The organism is Pantoea sp. UYEF8 (genome assembly GCF_040546285.1).
Taxonomy (GTDB): Bacteria; Pseudomonadota; Gammaproteobacteria; order Enterobacterales; family Enterobacteriaceae; genus Pantoea; species Pantoea brenneri.
The window spans coordinates 62,201-79,565 of sequence record NZ_JBEPNM010000005.1 but is presented as its reverse complement, the minus strand read 5'-3'; the positions used below and the strand labels follow the sequence as shown (position 1 = coordinate 79,565).

The window sequence follows — 17,365 nt, the reverse complement described above, 5'->3', positions numbered from 1 at the left end:
CCCGCAGAGGGTTACCATTGCAGCGTTTTGCCGCTGTAATCAATGTAGTGATGACCGCCGCGGCCCTGCCAGGCGGTCAGCTGCCGGACAATACCTTCAGCGCTCTCCTCAACGGTTAACGGCGCAGCTTCACCGCCCATCTCGGTTTTTACCCAGCCCGGATGCAGCGTCACCAGCGTGCCGGCCTGGGCTTCAACCTCCTCAGCCAGCGACCGGCTCAGCATATTCAGCGCCGCTTTGCTGGCGGAATAGAGCGGCATGTCAGCGCGCGGGTTTTCGCTCAGGCTGGCCAGCTGTGATGAGGTGATCGCCAGCACTCCCTTCTGCTTGCTAAGTAGCGGCAGCAAAATTTCGGCACTGCGTACCGGTGCCACCGCATTGGTCAGGAACAGCTGAGCCAGCTCCTGCGCCTCACTTTGCGCCAGCGTCTGGTGCGCCGGACCAAAAATCCCGGCGTTAATCAGAATCGCATCAAACATCTGTCCGGCGAGCTGGCCTGCCAGCTGCTGCACTGCCGACGATTCGGTCATATCCAGCGCATGCCACGTGACGCCCGGCTGTTCTCCCTGCGCCGGGATGCCGCTGCGATGCGTGGCGGTCACCTGCCAGCCCTGGGCGGCAAACGCCTGCACCACCGCCAGTCCAATACCGCGTGATGCGCCGATCACTAATGCTTTACCTTGCTGAGCCATATTGATTCCTCATTGATGATGTCATCTATCAGCTTAACGGCAAATCCGCCCTGCCAGCAGCCGCAGGTGCTATTTCGTCCGGCAACCGCACAACCGGTAAAATGCGCCCGGCGAGCAGGTAAACCGGCCAGGCACTTTTCCCTGATGGTTTCCCATCAATATTTCGCTTTATCTTTTACTTTTAACCGGTTAGAAGATATCGATTGAGTGGCAGGCTGCGCGACGTTCGCCCGCTTTTTTCACGTGGAGTCTGAATGAAAAAGCTCACCTTAGACACGGTGGCAAAAATGGCCGGCGTCGGCATCGCGACGGTTGATCGGGTGCTGAATGAACGTGGCGGCGTGTCGCTGGAAACCACCCGCAAAGTGCTGAAAGCAGCACGCGAAGTCGGCCTGAAGCGCCTGCTGCCGGAGGAGTATCAGCATCCGTGGCAAATAGAAGTGTTCCTCAGCAACAACGGTTCTTCGTTTTTCCAGCAGCTGACCGCCCACTTCAGCGACGTCGCCAGCCAGCTTGGCTATCGCCGTCTTAAGCTGCACAAAACCCTGGTGACCGAAGCGCAGCCCGAAAAACTGGCGCAGAGCATTATTGCCCGCAGCGCCAATCGTGACGGCATCATTGTTTTCGCCCACGATTCGCCACCGATCTATCGCGCGCTGGCGCTGTGTCGCAGCCGTAACGTGCCGGTGATCACCATCGTGACCGATTTGCCCGCCGCCGATCGCCTGTGCCATGTCGGTATCGACCAGTATCAGGCGGGACGGACAGCCGGTTTGCTGATGAGTAAAACCAGCCATCAGCCCGGCGATATCGTGATGGTCAGCGGCCGTTTCGATTACCAGGCACACCGGCAGCGCATCGCCGGTTTCCGCGAAGTGATGAGCCAGCGCGCACCGCAACGTCACCTGCGTGAAGTGCTGCTTGGTCAGGACGACCGCGGCACCATCCGCAGCCTGCTGGCGCGTAATCTGACCCAGTCGCAGGCGATTGCGGGCGTCTACAATACCGGCATGGGCAATACTGACGTCAGCGAAACGCTGCGCGCCCATCAGCTGCTGGGCCGCTGTACTTACATTACCCACGAGCTTTATTCAGTGACCCGTCAGCTGCTGCTGAATGATGAAGTGGCGTTTACCCTCGATCAGCACGCCCGGCAGCACGCCCGGTTGTCGATTGACCTGCTGCTGCGGCATCTGGAAACCGGTTATCAGCCGGATGTCTATCAGCAGGGTAAAGTCGCGTTCCGGCTGTTTACGGCGGAGAATATGGTGTAACCCCTCACGCATTAAGGGGCCAGCACAAAGGTTACTGCGGCGGCTCCCGGCTCTCATCATCCGGACTCTGGCCGTCATCGCTGCCCTGGCTCTTCTCGACTTCCTGCGGATGACCCATCGACAGCGCAGTGGCACTGGCCGGGTCAAACAGCGACAGGCTTTCAATCTGATCGACCATAATCACTTTACGAAATGACATCGCGTCTTTGGGCGTAGAGTCCAGCGTGATGCCGTGTTCGGCGTACCACTTGCTGTAGTTATGTTCTACCGCCAGCTTCAGCGTTTTGCTGTCGCGATAGCCGCTGAGCATCGGGATCAGGACGATATTTTTGGTGCTCTCATACTCAAAGGTCGAGGCGTGCACCATCCCGATGTAGATGCGGCGCGACTTGAGCGTAATCCACGCCAGTTCACCCTCTTCCATGCACTGAAACAGCAGCTGCTCAACGCCATTCGAGCGCGACAGTTGCTGATAGAGATCTTTACGCCCGGAGACGTTAAGTCGTGCACTGCCCGCCCAGTTCGAGCGATACAGGCAAAACAAAATGGCAAACGCCAGCATGATCACTATCGGAGCCTGGATGCCGAGGAAGCTCCAGTTCATAAACTCCATCTGCCATTTGAGATGGACGCCCGGGATCATCTGTACCGCGTTGGCAATAGCAGAGATGGCGAGCAGCAGTAACCAGACAATGCCAGTGGCAAACACGCCCTGCAAAACAAAAATACAGCCGTACAAGGCAACCAGAAAATAGACATCCCAGCCCGACGAGCGGCGGATTTTAAAGCGGCTATTCAAATCGCGGCTGGTGTACCAGTAACCACTGACCATTAACACCATGAATATTGCGGTACCCACCTCAGACTCCCTTTAACGTATTCACATGGCGGGCAAAATCTTCGTGCACTTCTTCACTGAGGGTGTTGACCGAGATATTGCCGTTCTCGTCAATGATGATGCGTTCACCTTCAGCGATGGAGTCGTTGATGTCCTGGCGGGACATGATCTGCAGAAATTTCTCGGGACTGGCAAACAGCGATTTAACAAATTTGAACATGGCGATCCACTTATCGGGTTTAAAAGAGAAAGTATGTGACCGAAACGGCACTCTCGCCTGGTTAATTTCAGGTGAAATTTCTTAAAATCAATTAATTAGCGAAGCGGTTAGCGTTCATCTCTGGCCGCATTTTGCTGAAATAGCCAACATAACCAGTAGATTGGCGGTGTCGTCTGCCCTTTTTCAGCGTAGCAGTCTGTGACCGGGCGTCATCCCTTCCTCGCCGGTTAGCGCTAAGCTCAATCTTTGTCAGCTTACTGTCACCCCTGTATTGAGGAAGATTCAGATGAAACAACGCACGTTAGGTCGTACCGGTCAGCGCGTCTCCGAAATTGGCTTTGGCGCATGGGCGATTGGCGGGACCTGGGGAGAAGTCAGCCAGCAGGATGCCGAGGCCGCGCTGCACGCTGCCCTGGATGCCGGCATAACCTTTATTGATACTGCCGATGTGTATGGTGACGGCCGCTCTGAAAAGATTATCGCCGGGGTGCTGAATCAGCGCGGCGGTGAGCGCCCGTTTGTGGCAACCAAGCTGGGCCGGCGACTGTCGCCGCACGTGGCGGACGGTTATAACGCCAGCAACCTCAATGCGTTTGTCGACCGCTCGCGCGAGAATCTGCAAACCGGGACGCTGGATTTAGTGCAGCTTCACTGCCCGCCAACCGAGGTTTATTACAATCCGGAGGTGTTTGCAGTGATGGATGAGATGGTTGCCGCCGGGAAAATTCGCCATTACGGCGTGTCGGTAGAAAAAGTCGAAGAGGGGCTGAAGGCGCTGGAATTTCCCAACGTCTCATCCATTCAGCTGATCTACAACATCTTCCGCCAGCGTCCGGCGGAACTGCTGCTGCGTGAGGCAAAACGGCGTAATGTCGGGATTATCGCCCGCGTCCCGCTGGCATCAGGCTTGCTGACCGGGAAAATGGGCCCGGACAGCCAGTTTGCCGCCGACGATCACCGCGCCTTCAACCGCAATGGCGAAGCCTTTGATAAGGGTGAAACCTTTTCCGGCGTACCGTATGAGGTGGCGCTGGAGGCGGTAGAGGAGATTCGTCGTTACGTGCCGGGCGACATCAGCATGGCGATGCTGGCGCTGCGCTGGATCCTGATGAACGACGATGTCAGCGTGGTGATCCCCGGCGCGAAAAATCGCCAGCAGGCTGAAGACAATGCCCGCGCCAGCAGCGTTGACGCGCTGTCTGACGAGACCATGGCGGCGCTGAAGCAGATTTATCAGGCGAAGATCGCCCCTTACGTGCATCAGCGCTGGTAGTCGCGCGATTTACAACGCCTGGGCGCACGCCCAGGCGGAACTCCACGCCCACTGGAAGTTATATCCCCCCAGCCAGCCGGTCACATCCACCACTTCACCAATGAAATAGAGGCCCGGTACCGTCCGTGCTTCCATGGTTTTCGAAGAGAGCTGGGTGGTATCCACGCCGCCCAGCGTCACTTCAGCAGTGCGATAGCCTTCGGTTCCGTTTGGCTGAATACGCCAGGCGTGCAGCGTCTGCACCAGCTCCGCCTGCTGCTTGCTGTTGAGCTGCTTCAGGGTGATATCGGGCACCACCTTCAGCGTTTGCAGCACCTCCACCAGCCGTTTCGGCAGAATTTTTGCCAGGCTGTTCTTCAGGCTGAGGTTCGGATGCGCCTCACGCTGAACGGTCAGAAAGGCGTCGAGCGGCGTGGCAGGCGACAGATCGATAGTGACGAACTCACCCGGCAGCCAGTAGCTGGAGATCTGCAACACCGCCGGGCCAGAGAGTCCCCGATGGGTAAACAGCATCGCCTCTTTAAAGCGGGTGCCATCCTGCGCGTCGATGGTGGTCTCCAGGGCCACGCCGGACAAAGTCTGTAGCTGTTCCAGCAGCGGCTTATGCAGGGTAAACGGCACCAGCGCAGCACGCGTCGGGAAGACGGTCAGACCAAACTGTTCAGCAATCTTATAGCCAAACGGCGATGCGCCCAGGCCGGGCATCGACAGACCGCCACTGGCGATGACCAGTTTTTCCGCCTGAACCGTGCTGCCGTTGAGTTGCAGGGTGTAGCCGCTGTCGTCACGCGTCACGCTCAGCACTTCACTGCGTAACCGCAGCGTCACCTGGCCCTTTTCGCACTCGGCCAGCAGCAGATCGACAATCTGCTGAGCGGAATCATCACAAAACAGCTGGCCAAGGGTTTTCTCATGCCAGGCTATCTGGTGACGATTGACCAGATCGATAAAATCCCACTGGGTATAACGCGCCAGCGCCGACTTACAGAAATGAGGGTTATGTGACAGATAGGCCGCCGGTTCAGTGTAGAGATTGGTGAAGTTGCAGCGCCCTCCGCCCGACATCAGGATCTTACGTCCCGGCTTTTTGCCGTTATCCAGCAGCAATACGCGACGCCCGCGCTGTCCGGCCTGGGCGGCACAGAACAGCCCTGCGGCCCCGGCACCAATGATGATAACGTCAAACTGTTCCACGGCGGTTTACTCACTTAATCGGAAAGGCGCAGATTGTAGTGATCTGCTCACTGAGACGCCAGCGTCAAAAATTTGCCGTAAATGTGTCATAATGTAACTGACTAATATCTGGGCCTTTTTCCCCCTTTAACCCGGCTACGTTACTGCTAAAGGTCAAATTAAGGCTATATTTTCCTTTCCCATACAGCACGTTGTCGCGGATAATGCGCCGCGTTCATGTCCTCCAAAAATGGCGTAACGTTTATGCTACATCTGTTTGCTGGTCTAGACCTCAGTACTGGCCTGTTATTGGTTCTTGCCCTGCTGTTTGTATTGTTTTACGAAGCAATCAACGGCTTCCACGACACGGCCAACGCAGTTGCGACGGTCATCTATACGCGTGCCATGCGTGCCCAGCTTGCTGTGGTTATGGCAGGCGTCTTTAACTTTTTTGGCGTGCTACTCGGTGGATTGAGTGTCGCCTATGCCATTGTTCATATGCTCCCCACCGATCTGTTATTAAATGTTGGATCGGCTCACGGTCTCGCCATGGTGTTTTCTATGCTGCTGGCGGCGATTATCTGGAATCTCGGCACCTGGTATCTGGGTCTGCCGGCATCCAGCTCCCATACCCTGATCGGCGCCATTATTGGTATCGGTCTGACCAACGCCCTGATGACCGGTACCTCGGTGGTTGATGCACTCAACATCCCGAAAGTGCTGAACATCTTCCTGTCTCTGATCCTGTCGCCGATTGTCGGCCTGGCGATCGCCGGTGGCCTGATCTTTATTCTGCGTCGTTACTGGAGCAGCACCAAAAAGCGTGCCCGCATCCATATGACGCCAGCCGACCGCGAAAAGATCGACGGCAAGAAAAAGCCGCCGTTCTGGACCCGCATCGCCCTGATTGTTTCAGCGATCGGCGTCAGCTATTCGCATGGCGCGAATGACGGCCAGAAAGGCATCGGTCTGATTATGCTGGTGTTGATCGGCGTGGCTCCGGCCGGCTTCGTGGTAAACATGAATGCCTCGGGCTACGACATCACCCGGACCCGCGATGCGGTCAATCATCTGGAGCAGTATTATCAGCAGCACAACGCTTCGCTGACGCATATCATCCAGATGGCGCCGCCTAAGCTGCCGACGCCGGAAGAAGTGCCATCAACCAGCCCGCAGGAGTTCCACTGTGACAGCGCCCGCGCGTTACAGGCGGTTCAGCGCGCACAGGTGCTGCTGAATAATCTGCAAAGTTACGATCAGCTGACGGTGGATCAGCGCGGCCAGATGCGTCGCCTGCTGCTGTGTATCTCAGATACGGCGGACAAAGCGGCCAAGCTGCCGGAAACGACCCCGGACGATCAGCGCTTCCTCAATAAACTGAAAGGCGATCTGCTTGGCACCATCGAGTATGCGCCGGTCTGGATTATCGTTGCGGTTGCGTTAGCGCTCGGCACCGGCACCATGATTGGCTGGCGTCGTGTTGCCACCACCATTGGTGAGAAGATTGGTAAAAAAGGCATGACCTATGCACAGGGAATGTCAGCCCAGGTCACGGCAGCGCTCTCTATCGGCGTCGCCAGCTATACCGGAATGCCGGTTTCGACCACCCACATCCTCTCTTCGTCAGTCGCCGGTACCATGCTGGTTGACGGCGGCGGATTGCAGAGCCGGACCATCAAAAACATCGCCATGGCGTGGATCTTCACGCTGCCGGTATGTATTGTGCTGTCAGGTTCGCTCTACTGGATTGCCTTAAAACTGGTGTAATGCCAGCGAGATCAGAGGGCGACGCAAGTCGCCCTTTTTAATGCCAGATCGCCATCGCCACCAGGCTGATCACCACCAGTCCGCACAGCGCGCTGGTCAGCATAAACTGTCCCCTTACCCGCTCGCAGCGACGAATAAATTCGTCATCATGATGATCAAGATAGCGTTTCGCCCAGATATAGGTCACCAGTCGCACCTGTTTGCTGGGCTGGCCGTGAGAGGTGAAAAACCCCGCCCCGTCGACATACTGATACAGCAGCGGATCGCAACCGCGTAATACCGCCAGCAACGCACGCAGAGAAGAAAAATAGCGCGCCATATTCACAATACACACCACACAAAGAGCCCAAAAAAGCGCAATAGTACTGATCATATTCTCCCCTCCTGGCTGGAGCCGCAGGAACAGACGCAGCGGGAAAACGCTGAGCACGCCCACAGAAATAGCCAACCTCTGAATCACCCAACTGCGATAGTGTTCTGAACGCCTGGGCGGTAACAAACCAGACCGCCTTTTTTCAGTGTAGGAGAAATGTTTAAATTTTTTCCAGCGATGAATTTCGTTTGGCGCGAGTAAAATTACCGCATCGTTGATCTTATTCACAAGCCAGGCGGCAACGGCAGCATTTGCCCGCAGAGAAGGCTATACTCAGAGACATAACAACATGACCACCTGCACCGCAGGTACACACTTTGGTGGCGCTCATCGCCCGCTCGCGCAAAGGATTTCGCTAAGCTGTGACGCGGCAGGAACCCCGGATGCCATCCTTAATCTCGTGAAAGGAGTTTTATCATGGCTTATAAACATATCCTGATTGCAGTAGACCTTTCTCCCGAAAGTCAGTTACTGGTGGATAAAGCCGTTTCGCTGGCCCGCCCTTACGACGCCAAAATTTCCCTGATTCACGTCGATGTGAATTATTCCGATCTCTACACCGGCCTGATTGATGTCAACCTGGGCGATATGCAGAAGCGTATTTCTGAAGAGACGCACTCTGCGCTGAAAGGTCTGTCTGATTCCGCAGGCTACCCGATCAGTGAAACCCTGAGCGGCAGCGGCGATCTCGGCCAGGTGCTGGTGGATGCGATTAAAAAGTATGACGTCGATCTGGTGGTGTGTGGTCATCATCAGGACTTCTGGAGCAAGCTGATGTCGTCGGCGCGCCAGTTGATCAACACCGTACATATCGACATGCTGATTGTGCCGCTACGCGATGAAGATGAAGCCTGAGTGACGTGCAGGACCCATAAAGCCGGCTGATTGCCGGCTTTTTATCGGGTTAACTGACCAGTGGGGGATAAATATCGAAGCGATGGCTTTTGGTCACCACCGCCGCCTGGGTAACCACGCCTGCCAGCGGCGGCGCATAGTCGGGCCGCTTCACCACGATCCGCTTCTTTGCCAGCCGACGGGCCGGTTCCAGCAGCGCGTCAGCATCCTCATCGGGACCCACCAGCGACTGAAATACCCGCATCTCTTTTTTCACCATCGCGCTTTTCTGCCGGTGAGGATACATCGGATCGAGATAGACCACGTCCGGCTGCGGGGTGATATCGCTCAGCGCCTCGGCGCTGGCGGCGTGAATCAGCGTCAGGCGCTGACGCAGCCAGCCGCCGATTTCCGCATCCTGATAGCCGCGCTGTAAACCGTCTTCCAGCAGCGCTGCCACCACCGGATGGCGCTCCAGCATCCGCACCCGGCAGCCCAGTGCCGCCAGGACAAAGGCATCACGCCCGAGTCCGGCCGTGGCATCCACCACATCCGGCAGATAGTCGCCTTTAATGCCCACCGCTTTTGCCACGGCTTCACCGCGACCGCCGCCAAAGCGACGACGGTGCGCCATTGCACCCGAGACAAAATCGACAAAGATGCCGCCCAGCTTCGGCTCATCCCGCTTACGCAGCTCAAGATGCGTCGGGGTTTGTACCAGCGCCAGCAAGGCATTTTCGTCGTGCTCCAGCTGCCAGCGCTGCGCTAAACGTGATAAGGCGCCGTCTCCGGCGCCTGATTCATCGAGCAAACAGATTTTCACGTAACGACTTATCCCTGAATGCCGTAATGTTCCAGCATGGCGTCGAGCTGCGGTTCACGGCCGCGGAAGCGTTTGAACAGCTCCATCGGCTCTTCGGAACCGCCACGCGTCAGGATATTGTCGAGGAACGACTGGCCGGTTTCGCGATTGAAAATGCCCTCTTCTTCAAAGCGTGAATAGGCATCTGCCGCCAGTACATCCGCCCACAGGTAGCTGTAGTAACCGGCCGCATAGCCACCGGCGAAGATGTGGCTGAAGGCGTGCGGGAAACGGCCCCATTCCGGGCTCGGCACCACCGCAACGCGGCTTTTCACTTCGCGCAGCGTCTCAAGAATCCGGGCGCCTTTAGCCGGGTCAAATTCGGTATGCAGACGGAAGTCGAACAGGCCGAACTCCAGCTGGCGCAGGATGAACAGCGCCGCCTGGTAGTTCTTGGCCGCCAGCATTTTATCCAGCAACGCCTTCGGCAGCGGCTCACCGGTCTCGTAGTGGCCAGAGATGAACGCCAGCGCATCCGGCTCCCAGCACCAGTTTTCCATAAACTGGCTTGGTAATTCGACCGCATCCCACGGCACCCCGCTGATGCCGGAAACGCCAGGCACTTCAATCCGGGTCAGCATGTGATGCAGGCCGTGACCAAACTCATGGAACAGGGTGATCACTTCGTCGTGGGTGAACAACGCCGGTTTGCCCTGCACCGGGCGGTTAAAGTTACAGGTCAGGTAGGCGACCGGCTTTTGCAGGCTGCCATCGGCTTTACGCATCTGACCGACGCAGTCATCCATCCAGGCTCCGCCGCGTTTGTGTTCACGCGCATACAGATCCAGATAGAAACTGCCGCGCAGTTCGCCGGTTTCATCGAACAGATCGAAGAACTTCACGTCAGGATGATAAACTTCCACATCGGTACGCTGTTTTGCCGTGATGCCGTAAATACGCTTAACCACTTCGAACAGGCCAGCCACCGCACGGGATTCCGGGAAGTAAGGACGCAGCTGTTCATCGCTGATGGTGTAGAGGTGCTGCTTCTGTTTTTCACCGTAATAGGTGAGATCCCACGGATTAAGCTCGGTCACGCCGTGCTCTTTTTGCGCGAAAGCGCGCAGCTGCTCCAGCTCTTTTTCACCCTGCGGACGGGCGCGCTCCGCCAGATCGTTAAGGAAGTCGATAACCTGAGACGGGCTTTGCGCCATCTTAGTCGCCAGCGATTTATCGGCGTAGGAGTCAAAGCCCAGCAGTTGCGCCAGTTCATGACGCAGCGCCAGCTCTTCCGCCATGATCGGGCCGTTATCCCATTTACCCGCATTCGGCCCCTGATCGGACGCGCGGGTCGCGTAGGCGCGATACATCTCTTCGCGCAGCGCGGCGTTATCGCAGTAGGTCATCACAGGCAGATAGCTGGGGATATCCAGCGTCAGCAGCCAGCCTTCCTGACCTTTGGCTTCCGCCTGGGCTTTGGCCGCAGCCATCGCGCTTTCCGGCATCCCTGCCAGATCGTTTTCATCGGTGATCAGCTTGCTCCAGCCCATGGTGGCATCAAGCACGTTGTTGCTGTAAGCCGATCCCAGTTCGGAGAGGCGGGCAGCAATTTCGCCGTAGCGCTGCTGTTTATCTTTCGCCAGGCCGATACCGGAGAGTTCGAAATCACGCAGCGCGTTATCGACCGCTTTCTTCTGCGCCAGATCCAGCGCGGCGTACTGGTCACCCTCTTTCAGGTTGCGGTACGCCTGATACAGGCCTTCATGCTGGCCGACCCAGGTGCTGTATTCAGACAGCAGCGGCAGCGTCTGCTCATAGGCTTCACGCAGTTCCGGGCTGTTTTTAACCGAGTTCAGATGACTGACCGGAGAGAAAATGCGGCTCAGACGGTCATCGCTCTCCGCCAGCGGCTGAACCAGGTTGTCCCAGCTATAGGGTGCGCCTTGCGCCACCACTTTTTCGACCATCGCGCGGCAGTCATTCAGGACTTCCGTAACGGCAGGAACCACATGTTCAGGCTGGATGGCAGAAAAAGGGGGAAGCGTAAAAGATGTCAGTAGCGGATTGGTCATAGCGCAGTCCTTTATTGATGTGTGGGGCGCGATGGGTCGCGCAACGCAATCTAAGTAACATGCGGCTAAGTGTAGCGAAAATCAATGGGGCCTGGCTTCGCTGCGGAAGAAACGAGCGGAATGCGATCGCCGATCGACCGGCAGAATTTGCGTTGCATCAAAGCGCAGCCGCTGCGGTTAGGGTGTAATGCCGCCGTTGCGACAGCTGCCGGCTTTTCACCTGCAGCGTGCGGCCCCGGCGGGATTAGTTATCATGCTTTCGACCCATCGGCGGGACATCCCTGATATAATCGCCCGCTTAATGGTTCTCATGCTGTTCCTGCGTCGGTTGCTGTGCGTCGTTCTGTGGGTAATACGTGAGGTAATAATTGGTATAAATTGATTTTCCATCAATTAAAACCTTATACATTCAACAGGATAAACAATGCTGAGTTATCGCCATAGCTTCCATGCTGGCAACCACGCTGACGTGCTGAAGCACACCGTACTGAGCCTGATCATCACCGCACTGAAAGAGAAAGAGAAACCGTTCTTTTATCTCGATACCCACGCGGGTGCCGGACGTTATCTGCTGAGCGGTGAACACGCTGAGCGCACCGGCGAATATCTGGAAGGTATCGCCCGCATCTGGCAGCAGCCGGACGCGCCAGCCCTGCTGCAACCCTACTTCGACGCCATCCGTGCGCTCAACCGTAACGGGACGCTGCGTTATTACCCGGGTTCGCCGCTGATTGCCCGCCATCTGCTGCGTGAAGATGACCGTCTGCAAATGACCGAACTGCACTCCAGTGACTATCCGCTGCTGCGTAACGAGTTCAGTAAAGATAGCCGCGCGCGCGTAGAACGCGGTGACGGCTATCAGCAGTTAAAAGCCAAACTGCCGCCGCCATCCCGTCGCGGTCTGGTTCTGATCGATCCGCCGTATGAGATGAAAAGCGATTATCAGGCGGTGGTGAAAGGGATTCAGGAAGGCCATAAGCGATTCGGTACCGGCGTCTTCGCGCTGTGGTATCCGGTGGTATTGCGTCAGCAGATCAAGCATATGCTGCGCGATCTGGAAGCGACCGGCATTCGCAATATTCTGCAGATCGAACTGGCCGCCCGTCCCGACAGCGACCAGCGCGGCATGACCGCATCCGGCATGATTGTGATCAATCCGCCGTGGAAGCTGGCTGCCCAGATGAACGAGCTGCTGCCGTGGCTGCATAAAAAACTGGTTCCGGCTGGCACCGGCCACTTTGTGGTCAACCAGATCGTACCCGAATAACTCTCTCTCCTTTTACGCCGCACACTGCCGGTGCTGCGGCGTGGTACTGCAGGTCTGTCACCATGTGGATCATATTGGCTGGCGCGCTAGCCGCGCTGCAACCGGCCCGGCGGCTGGCACTATTATTACTGGCGCTCGCCACGCTGCTGGGGTTTTATCAGGACGTACTGGCGTGGCCCGCGCTGCTGCTGTTCGCGGTCACCGCCGGCGTGGTGGCATGCCGTATTTACGATCGTGACCATCATCGGCGGCAAATGCTGACTGAAGCGGTGCTGGTGCTGATCGCCATCGGGTTATTCCTCCATCTGTTTCCGGGTTTTGATAATCCACGCAAACTTGATGACGTGCAGGTCGGCGCCCGGAGTGTGGCTTTCGGCTTCTCGTTTAATTTCGATAAAGCGCTGATCCCCTTTGTGCTGCTGGCCTGTCTGCCGACGCTGTTTCGCGCCCCGGCCAGCCCGCCGCGTTATAAGCTGCTGGCCGCGCTGGCGCTGGTCGCCGCCGTTCCGCTGCTGTTATACAGTGCCGTATTACTGGGTGGATTAGCGTTTGAACCGCACTTCCCGGCCTGGCTTGGCACCTTTATGCTCGCCAATCTGTTCTTTGTATCGCTGGCGGAAGAGGCGCTGTTTCGTGGTTATCTGCAACAGAAATTAACGCTGGCACTGGGCGGCATACCCGCGCTGGTGCTGAGTGCGCTGCTGTTTGGTCTGGTGCATCTGAGCGGCGGTCTGCTGCTGGTGATCTTTGCGACCCTCGCCGGACTGCTGTATGGGCTGGCGTGGCACTGGAGCGGCCGGTTATGGATTTCGACCGCCCTGCACTTTGGCCTCAATATGACCCATTTACTGCTTTTCACTTATCCGGCACTGCATCACTAAAGCGTAAACACCGCCAGATCATAGGCCAGCTCGGTAGCGGGGAAGATGGTCTGGCATTCAGCCAGCAAACGGGGCATATCTTTCGCCAGATAGCGTGAACTGAAGTGCGTGGCGATCAGCCGTTTTGCACCGGCGTGCTTCGCCACTTCCGCCGCCTGCAAGGTGGTCGAATGGCCGCGTCCGTTGGCCTTCTCAATCATCGCCGCTTCCAGCGTGGCTTCGTGCACCATCAGATCCACGTTGGCCGCCAGCTGCAATGCCACCTCCGTTGGCGCGGTATCACCAAAAATCGCCAGCGTTTTGCCTTTAATCGCCGGGCCCAGATAGTCCGCGCCCTTGATCACCCGGCCATCCTCCAGCGTCACGGTTTCGCCCTGCTTCAGCTGCTGATACCACGGGCCGCGCGGCACGCCTTCCGCCTTCAGGCGCGGCGCATCGAGAAAACCCGGTTTATCATACTGCTCAATCCGATAACCCAGACATTCCAGCGTATGATTCAGCGGCCAGGCACTGATGCGGAACTCACCATCATCCAGCGTCCAGCCCGCCTCAATCTCAACAATCGTCAGCGGATAATCGGTGTAAGAGCCACTGATCGACAGCGCGGTTTCAACGAAGCGCTTTAAGCCCCGGGGGCCATACACGGTCATCGGCGTGGTCAGCCCGGCCATAGAACGGCTGGTGAGCAAGCCCGGCAGCCCGAAAATATGGTCGCCATGCAAATGGGTGATGAAGATCTTATCCAGCTTGCCCGGTTTGAGATCGGAACGCATAAACTGAAGCTGGGTCCCCTCGCCGCAGTCGAACAGCCAGCTTTCGCCGCTCTGCGCCCGGGTAAAGGCGATAGCGGTCACGTTACGCTGCAGGCTGGGCGCACCGCCGCCGGTGCCGAGAAAAGTAAGGTGCATGGTATGCTTCCGTGTCAGTGTGAGAAAAAACAGAACCCTATTACAATCATAGGCGCAAACTTTGCGTCAATTCGACCCGCAGCGTTACACTCTATGCCAATTTTTCATGCAACCGGATGGATACTTCAATGACCCGACATTTCGACTATCTCGCCATCGGCGGCGGCAGCGGCGGCATCGCCTCGATTAACCGTGCGGCCATGTATGGCCAGAAATGCGCCCTGATTGAAGCCAAAGAACTGGGTGGCACCTGCGTTAACGTAGGCTGCGTCCCGAAGAAAATCATGTGGCATGCTGCGCAAATTGCCGAAGCTATCCATCTGTACGGGCCGGACTACGGCTTCGATACCACCGTTAACCGCTTCGACTGGACCACGCTGGTCAAAAACCGCAGCGCCTATATCGATCGTATCCACACCTCGTACGACAACGTGCTGGGTAAAAACAAGGTTGAAGTGATCAAAGGCTTCGCCCGTTTTGTCGATGCGCACAGCGTCGAAGTGAACGGCGAGATCATCACCGCTAACCACATTCTGATTGCCACCGGCGGCCGTCCCAGCCATCCATCGATTCCGGGCGCTGAGTACGGGATTGATTCCGACGGTTTCTTTGAGCTGGACGCGCTGCCGAAGCGTACTGCGGTCATCGGCGCGGGTTACATCGCCGTTGAGCTGGCGGGCGTGGTGAATGCACTGGGCTCGGAAACCCACCTGTTTGTGCGCAGGCATGCTCCGCTGCGCAGCTTCGACCCGCTGATCACCGACACGCTGGTTGAAGTGATGAACAGCGAAGGCCCGACGCTGCATACCGAAGCGATCCCGAAAGCGGTAATCAAAAACGACGATGGCAGCCTGACGCTGCAGCTGGAAAACGGCAGCGACTTCACGGTGGATTGCCTGGTATGGGCGATTGGCCGTGAACCGGCCAATGACAGCCTGAACATTGCGGCGGCGGGCGTAGCGCTGGACGAGAAAGGCTACATTAAGGTCGATAAATTCCAGAACACCAACGTGTCAGGCGTTTATGCGGTCGGTGACAACACCGGTGCGGTAGAACTGACGCCGGTGGCGGTGGCAGCCGGCCGTCGCCTGTCTGAGCGCCTGTTTAACAACAAGCCGGACGAGCATCTCGACTACAGCAACATTCCGACGGTGGTCTTCAGCCATCCGCCGATTGGCACCGTCGGTCTGACCGAACCGCAGGCGCGGGAACAGTATGGCGACGACCAGGTGAAAGTGTATAAATCGGCGTTCACCGCCATGTACACCGCCGTCACCCAGCATCGCCAGCCGTGCCGGATGAAGCTGGTCTGTGTCGGTGCCGAGGAGAAAATCGTCGGTATTCACGGTATCGGATTTGGCATGGATGAGATGCTGCAGGGCTTCGCAGTGGCACTGAAGATGGGGGCCACCAAAAAAGACTTCGACAATACCGTGGCGATTCACCCGACGGCAGCGGAAGAGTTCGTCACCATGCGCTAGCCGCCACGGCTGAGTAATTCAAACAGGCGACCCCGGTCGCCTGTTTTTTTTTTCCTGCGACAGGCCCAGCGGTGCAGGCCTGCACCGCCATGGGGCAATTCAGCTTACGCGATCCAGCCAGCGCACATAAGCCTGATCCCATAACGCCGCAGGCGTCCCGGCCTTGCCAAGCCCGAAACCGTGACCGCCTTTACTGATCTGAATCAGCTCGACCGGCACGCGATTGCGGCGACAGGTGTCGTGCATCAGTTCGGTGTTAAACGGATTCGAGGTGTGGTCATCTTCAGCCTGCGCCAGAAAGGTCGGCGGATACTGGCGGGTGACGTAATTCTGTACCGACCAGTTCGCTTCATCCTGTGGCGTGGCGTTTTTGCCAACCATCATCAGATGGGTATTGGTGTGCTGGTAGGGGGCTTCCAGCGTAATCACCGGATAGATCAGGCCAACGCTGTCGACTTTTGGCACCACCTCATCCAGCGGATCGATGGCCGGGTAAGATTCAAAGTTAGGGCGCGCGGCCGCCATGCCCAGCAGGTGTCCCCCGGCCGAGAAGCCCAGCACGTGGACCTTACGCTCAAACGAGCGCACCAGCCGAATCGCGCGCTGTGCATCCTGCAGCGGGGCAAGCCGGCCGGCCTGCCACTTCTCATGCGGCAGGCGGTAGCTAAGCACATAGGCGGTGTAGCCGTTGGCATTCAGCCAGCGCGCCACCGGCCAGGCTTCGCGTCCCATGCCAATCCAGCGGTAGCCGCCGCCGGCAGCAATCAGCACCGCCTCACCGTTAGGATTTTCCGGTTTAAAGCGCTGAATCGCCGGGCTGACAATATTCGACCACGAGCCGCTGGCATTAACATGAAGTTCGCCCGATGGGCCGCCGCCGCCGGGCGGATCATCCGGCCAGAGAGGAATAATGTCATCGCGGGCAAATAATTTGCCGGTGGTCATGGAGAGCCCAAGCGCTCCCGTGCCGAGAATAAAGCGTCGACGCGTAATCATGATGCCTGTTAAGTGATATCAAAACGCTCAGCCAGCTATTGCGGCGGGCTGCAGAAAAAGTGTGATGCAAGTCTGGTGCCAGACGCTGGCGATTATGTACGCAACGCGCTGCCAAAATCCATAAAAAAACGCGCCCGGACGGCGCGTTTTTGCCTTGAAGGAAGGAATTAATCTTCCTGCTGGAACTGGGCCATTACCGCCTGCTCACACTGCTGCTCATTGACGCGCAGTTTGGCGCGCTCGTCATCACCCAGTTGCAACCAGGCGCTGGCCACTTCACGCGCGGTATCTTCATCAAAACCGGGCTGATTCATCGCCGTCGGTGACTGGCTGCGCGCCACGTAAGATTTCATCTGCTCAACATATTGATCGGCACTGGCGACCTGTTTTTCGCTGCTGACAATGTGACACAGCTGGCTGGCATAGACATTCTGTTCACTATCGTCCGCCGCCAGGGCGCTGCCAGAGGCCAGTACGCTCAGCAGCAGTATGTGAGTCACTTTCATTCTCTACT

17 protein-coding genes are annotated in these 17,365 nt (G+C 57.3%); 7 read left to right on the top strand and 10 right to left on the bottom strand.

Going from position 1 to position 17,365, the window contains the following annotated elements:
• Positions 1-11 precede the first annotated feature (11 nt).
• On the bottom strand, positions 12-692 hold the full coding sequence (locus tag ABIB18_RS11805) for an SDR family oxidoreductase (RefSeq protein ID WP_031374837.1): 681 nt from the start codon (positions 690-692) through the stop codon (positions 12-14).
• Positions 693-946: 254 nt separating this feature from the next.
• Here ABIB18_RS11805 and ABIB18_RS11800 point away from each other — a divergent pair, with 254 nt between their 5' ends.
• On the top strand, positions 947-1,966 hold the full coding sequence (locus tag ABIB18_RS11800; protein ID WP_031374838.1) for a LacI family DNA-binding transcriptional regulator: 1,020 nt from the start codon (positions 947-949) through the stop codon (positions 1,964-1,966).
• Between the two features lie 31 nt (positions 1,967-1,997).
• Here ABIB18_RS11800 and ABIB18_RS11795 read toward each other — a convergent pair whose 3' ends face one another.
• Both ABIB18_RS11795 and ABIB18_RS11790 read right to left on the bottom strand, forming a co-directional pair.
• Positions 1,998-2,825: a hypothetical protein gene (locus ABIB18_RS11795; RefSeq protein ID WP_031374839.1), complete on the bottom strand. Its 828-nt coding sequence runs from the start codon at positions 2,823-2,825 to the stop codon at positions 1,998-2,000.
• A gap of 1 nt (position 2,826) precedes the next feature.
• A complete protein-coding gene (locus ABIB18_RS11790; RefSeq protein ID WP_031374840.1) occupies positions 2,827-3,024 on the bottom strand; it encodes a hypothetical protein in 198 nt (65 codons plus the stop codon).
• 286 nt (positions 3,025-3,310) lie between these two features.
• Between ABIB18_RS11790 and ABIB18_RS11785 the strand changes: the two genes are divergently transcribed.
• Positions 3,311-4,297 (top strand): aldo/keto reductase, encoded by a 987-nt coding sequence (locus ABIB18_RS11785; protein ID WP_031374841.1) that lies wholly within the window; start codon positions 3,311-3,313, stop codon positions 4,295-4,297.
• A gap of 9 nt (positions 4,298-4,306) precedes the next feature.
• Here the strand turns inward: ABIB18_RS11785 and ABIB18_RS11780 are convergent, their stop codons facing one another.
• The gene (locus tag ABIB18_RS11780; RefSeq protein ID WP_089561873.1) at positions 4,307-5,491 is read right to left on the bottom strand and encodes a BaiN/RdsA family NAD(P)/FAD-dependent oxidoreductase; all 1,185 of its coding nucleotides are present in this window, start codon (positions 5,489-5,491) and stop codon (positions 4,307-4,309) included.
• Positions 5,492-5,734: 243 nt separating this feature from the next.
• On the opposite strand from ABIB18_RS11780, the gene pitA reads away from it, so the two are divergent.
• Positions 5,735-7,237, top strand: a complete 1,503-nt coding sequence (gene pitA, locus ABIB18_RS11775; RefSeq protein WP_128088259.1) for an inorganic phosphate transporter PitA — start codon at positions 5,735-5,737, stop codon at positions 7,235-7,237.
• A gap of 37 nt (positions 7,238-7,274) precedes the next feature.
• On the opposite strand, the gene uspB is transcribed toward pitA, so the two are convergent.
• Entirely contained in the window at positions 7,275-7,610 is a 336-nt protein-coding gene (gene uspB / locus ABIB18_RS11770) for a universal stress protein UspB (protein ID WP_031374844.1), read from the bottom strand.
• Positions 7,611-8,027: 417 nt separating this feature from the next.
• Between uspB and uspA the strand changes: the two genes are divergently transcribed.
• Positions 8,028-8,465: a universal stress protein UspA gene (gene uspA / locus ABIB18_RS11765; RefSeq protein WP_031374845.1), complete on the top strand. Its 438-nt coding sequence runs from the start codon at positions 8,028-8,030 to the stop codon at positions 8,463-8,465.
• Positions 8,466-8,514: 49 nt separating this feature from the next.
• On the opposite strand, the gene rsmJ is transcribed toward uspA, so the two are convergent.
• Together rsmJ and prlC are read right to left on the bottom strand one after the other, a co-directional pair.
• A complete protein-coding gene (gene rsmJ / locus ABIB18_RS11760) occupies positions 8,515-9,267 on the bottom strand; it encodes a 16S rRNA (guanine(1516)-N(2))-methyltransferase RsmJ (protein ID WP_031374846.1) in 753 nt (250 codons plus the stop codon).
• A gap of 8 nt (positions 9,268-9,275) precedes the next feature.
• Positions 9,276-11,318: an oligopeptidase A gene (prlC, locus tag ABIB18_RS11755; protein ID WP_031374847.1), complete on the bottom strand. Its 2,043-nt coding sequence runs from the start codon at positions 11,316-11,318 to the stop codon at positions 9,276-9,278.
• A gap of 424 nt (positions 11,319-11,742) precedes the next feature.
• On the opposite strand from prlC, the gene ABIB18_RS11750 reads away from it, so the two are divergent.
• Positions 11,743-12,585, top strand: a complete 843-nt coding sequence (locus ABIB18_RS11750) for a 23S rRNA (adenine(2030)-N(6))-methyltransferase RlmJ (RefSeq protein WP_031374848.1) — start codon at positions 11,743-11,745, stop codon at positions 12,583-12,585.
• Positions 12,586-12,647: 62 nt separating this feature from the next.
• Complete coding sequence (locus ABIB18_RS11745; protein ID WP_354474185.1) at positions 12,648-13,466, top strand: CPBP family intramembrane glutamic endopeptidase; 819 nt, start codon at positions 12,648-12,650, stop codon at positions 13,464-13,466.
• Here the strand turns inward: ABIB18_RS11745 and rnz are convergent.
• A complete protein-coding gene (gene rnz, locus ABIB18_RS11740) occupies positions 13,463-14,374 on the bottom strand; it encodes a ribonuclease Z (protein ID WP_354474184.1) in 912 nt (303 codons plus the stop codon). The genes ABIB18_RS11745 and rnz overlap by 4 nt on opposite strands.
• 128 nt (positions 14,375-14,502) lie before the next feature.
• On the opposite strand from rnz, the gene gorA reads away from it, so the two are divergent.
• Positions 14,503-15,855, top strand: a complete 1,353-nt coding sequence (gene gorA / locus ABIB18_RS11735; RefSeq protein ID WP_354474183.1) for a glutathione-disulfide reductase — start codon at positions 14,503-14,505, stop codon at positions 15,853-15,855.
• A 99-nt stretch (positions 15,856-15,954) separates the two neighbouring features.
• Here the strand turns inward: gorA and ABIB18_RS11730 are convergent, their stop codons facing one another.
• Both ABIB18_RS11730 and ABIB18_RS11725 read right to left on the bottom strand, forming a co-directional pair.
• Positions 15,955-16,851 (bottom strand): alpha/beta hydrolase, encoded by an 897-nt coding sequence (locus tag ABIB18_RS11730; RefSeq protein ID WP_031374852.1) that lies wholly within the window; start codon positions 16,849-16,851, stop codon positions 15,955-15,957.
• Between the two features lie 167 nt (positions 16,852-17,018).
• Positions 17,019-17,357, bottom strand: coding sequence for a hypothetical protein (locus tag ABIB18_RS11725; RefSeq protein ID WP_031374853.1), 339 nt, complete (start codon positions 17,355-17,357; stop codon positions 17,019-17,021).
• Positions 17,358-17,365 lie beyond the last annotated feature (8 nt).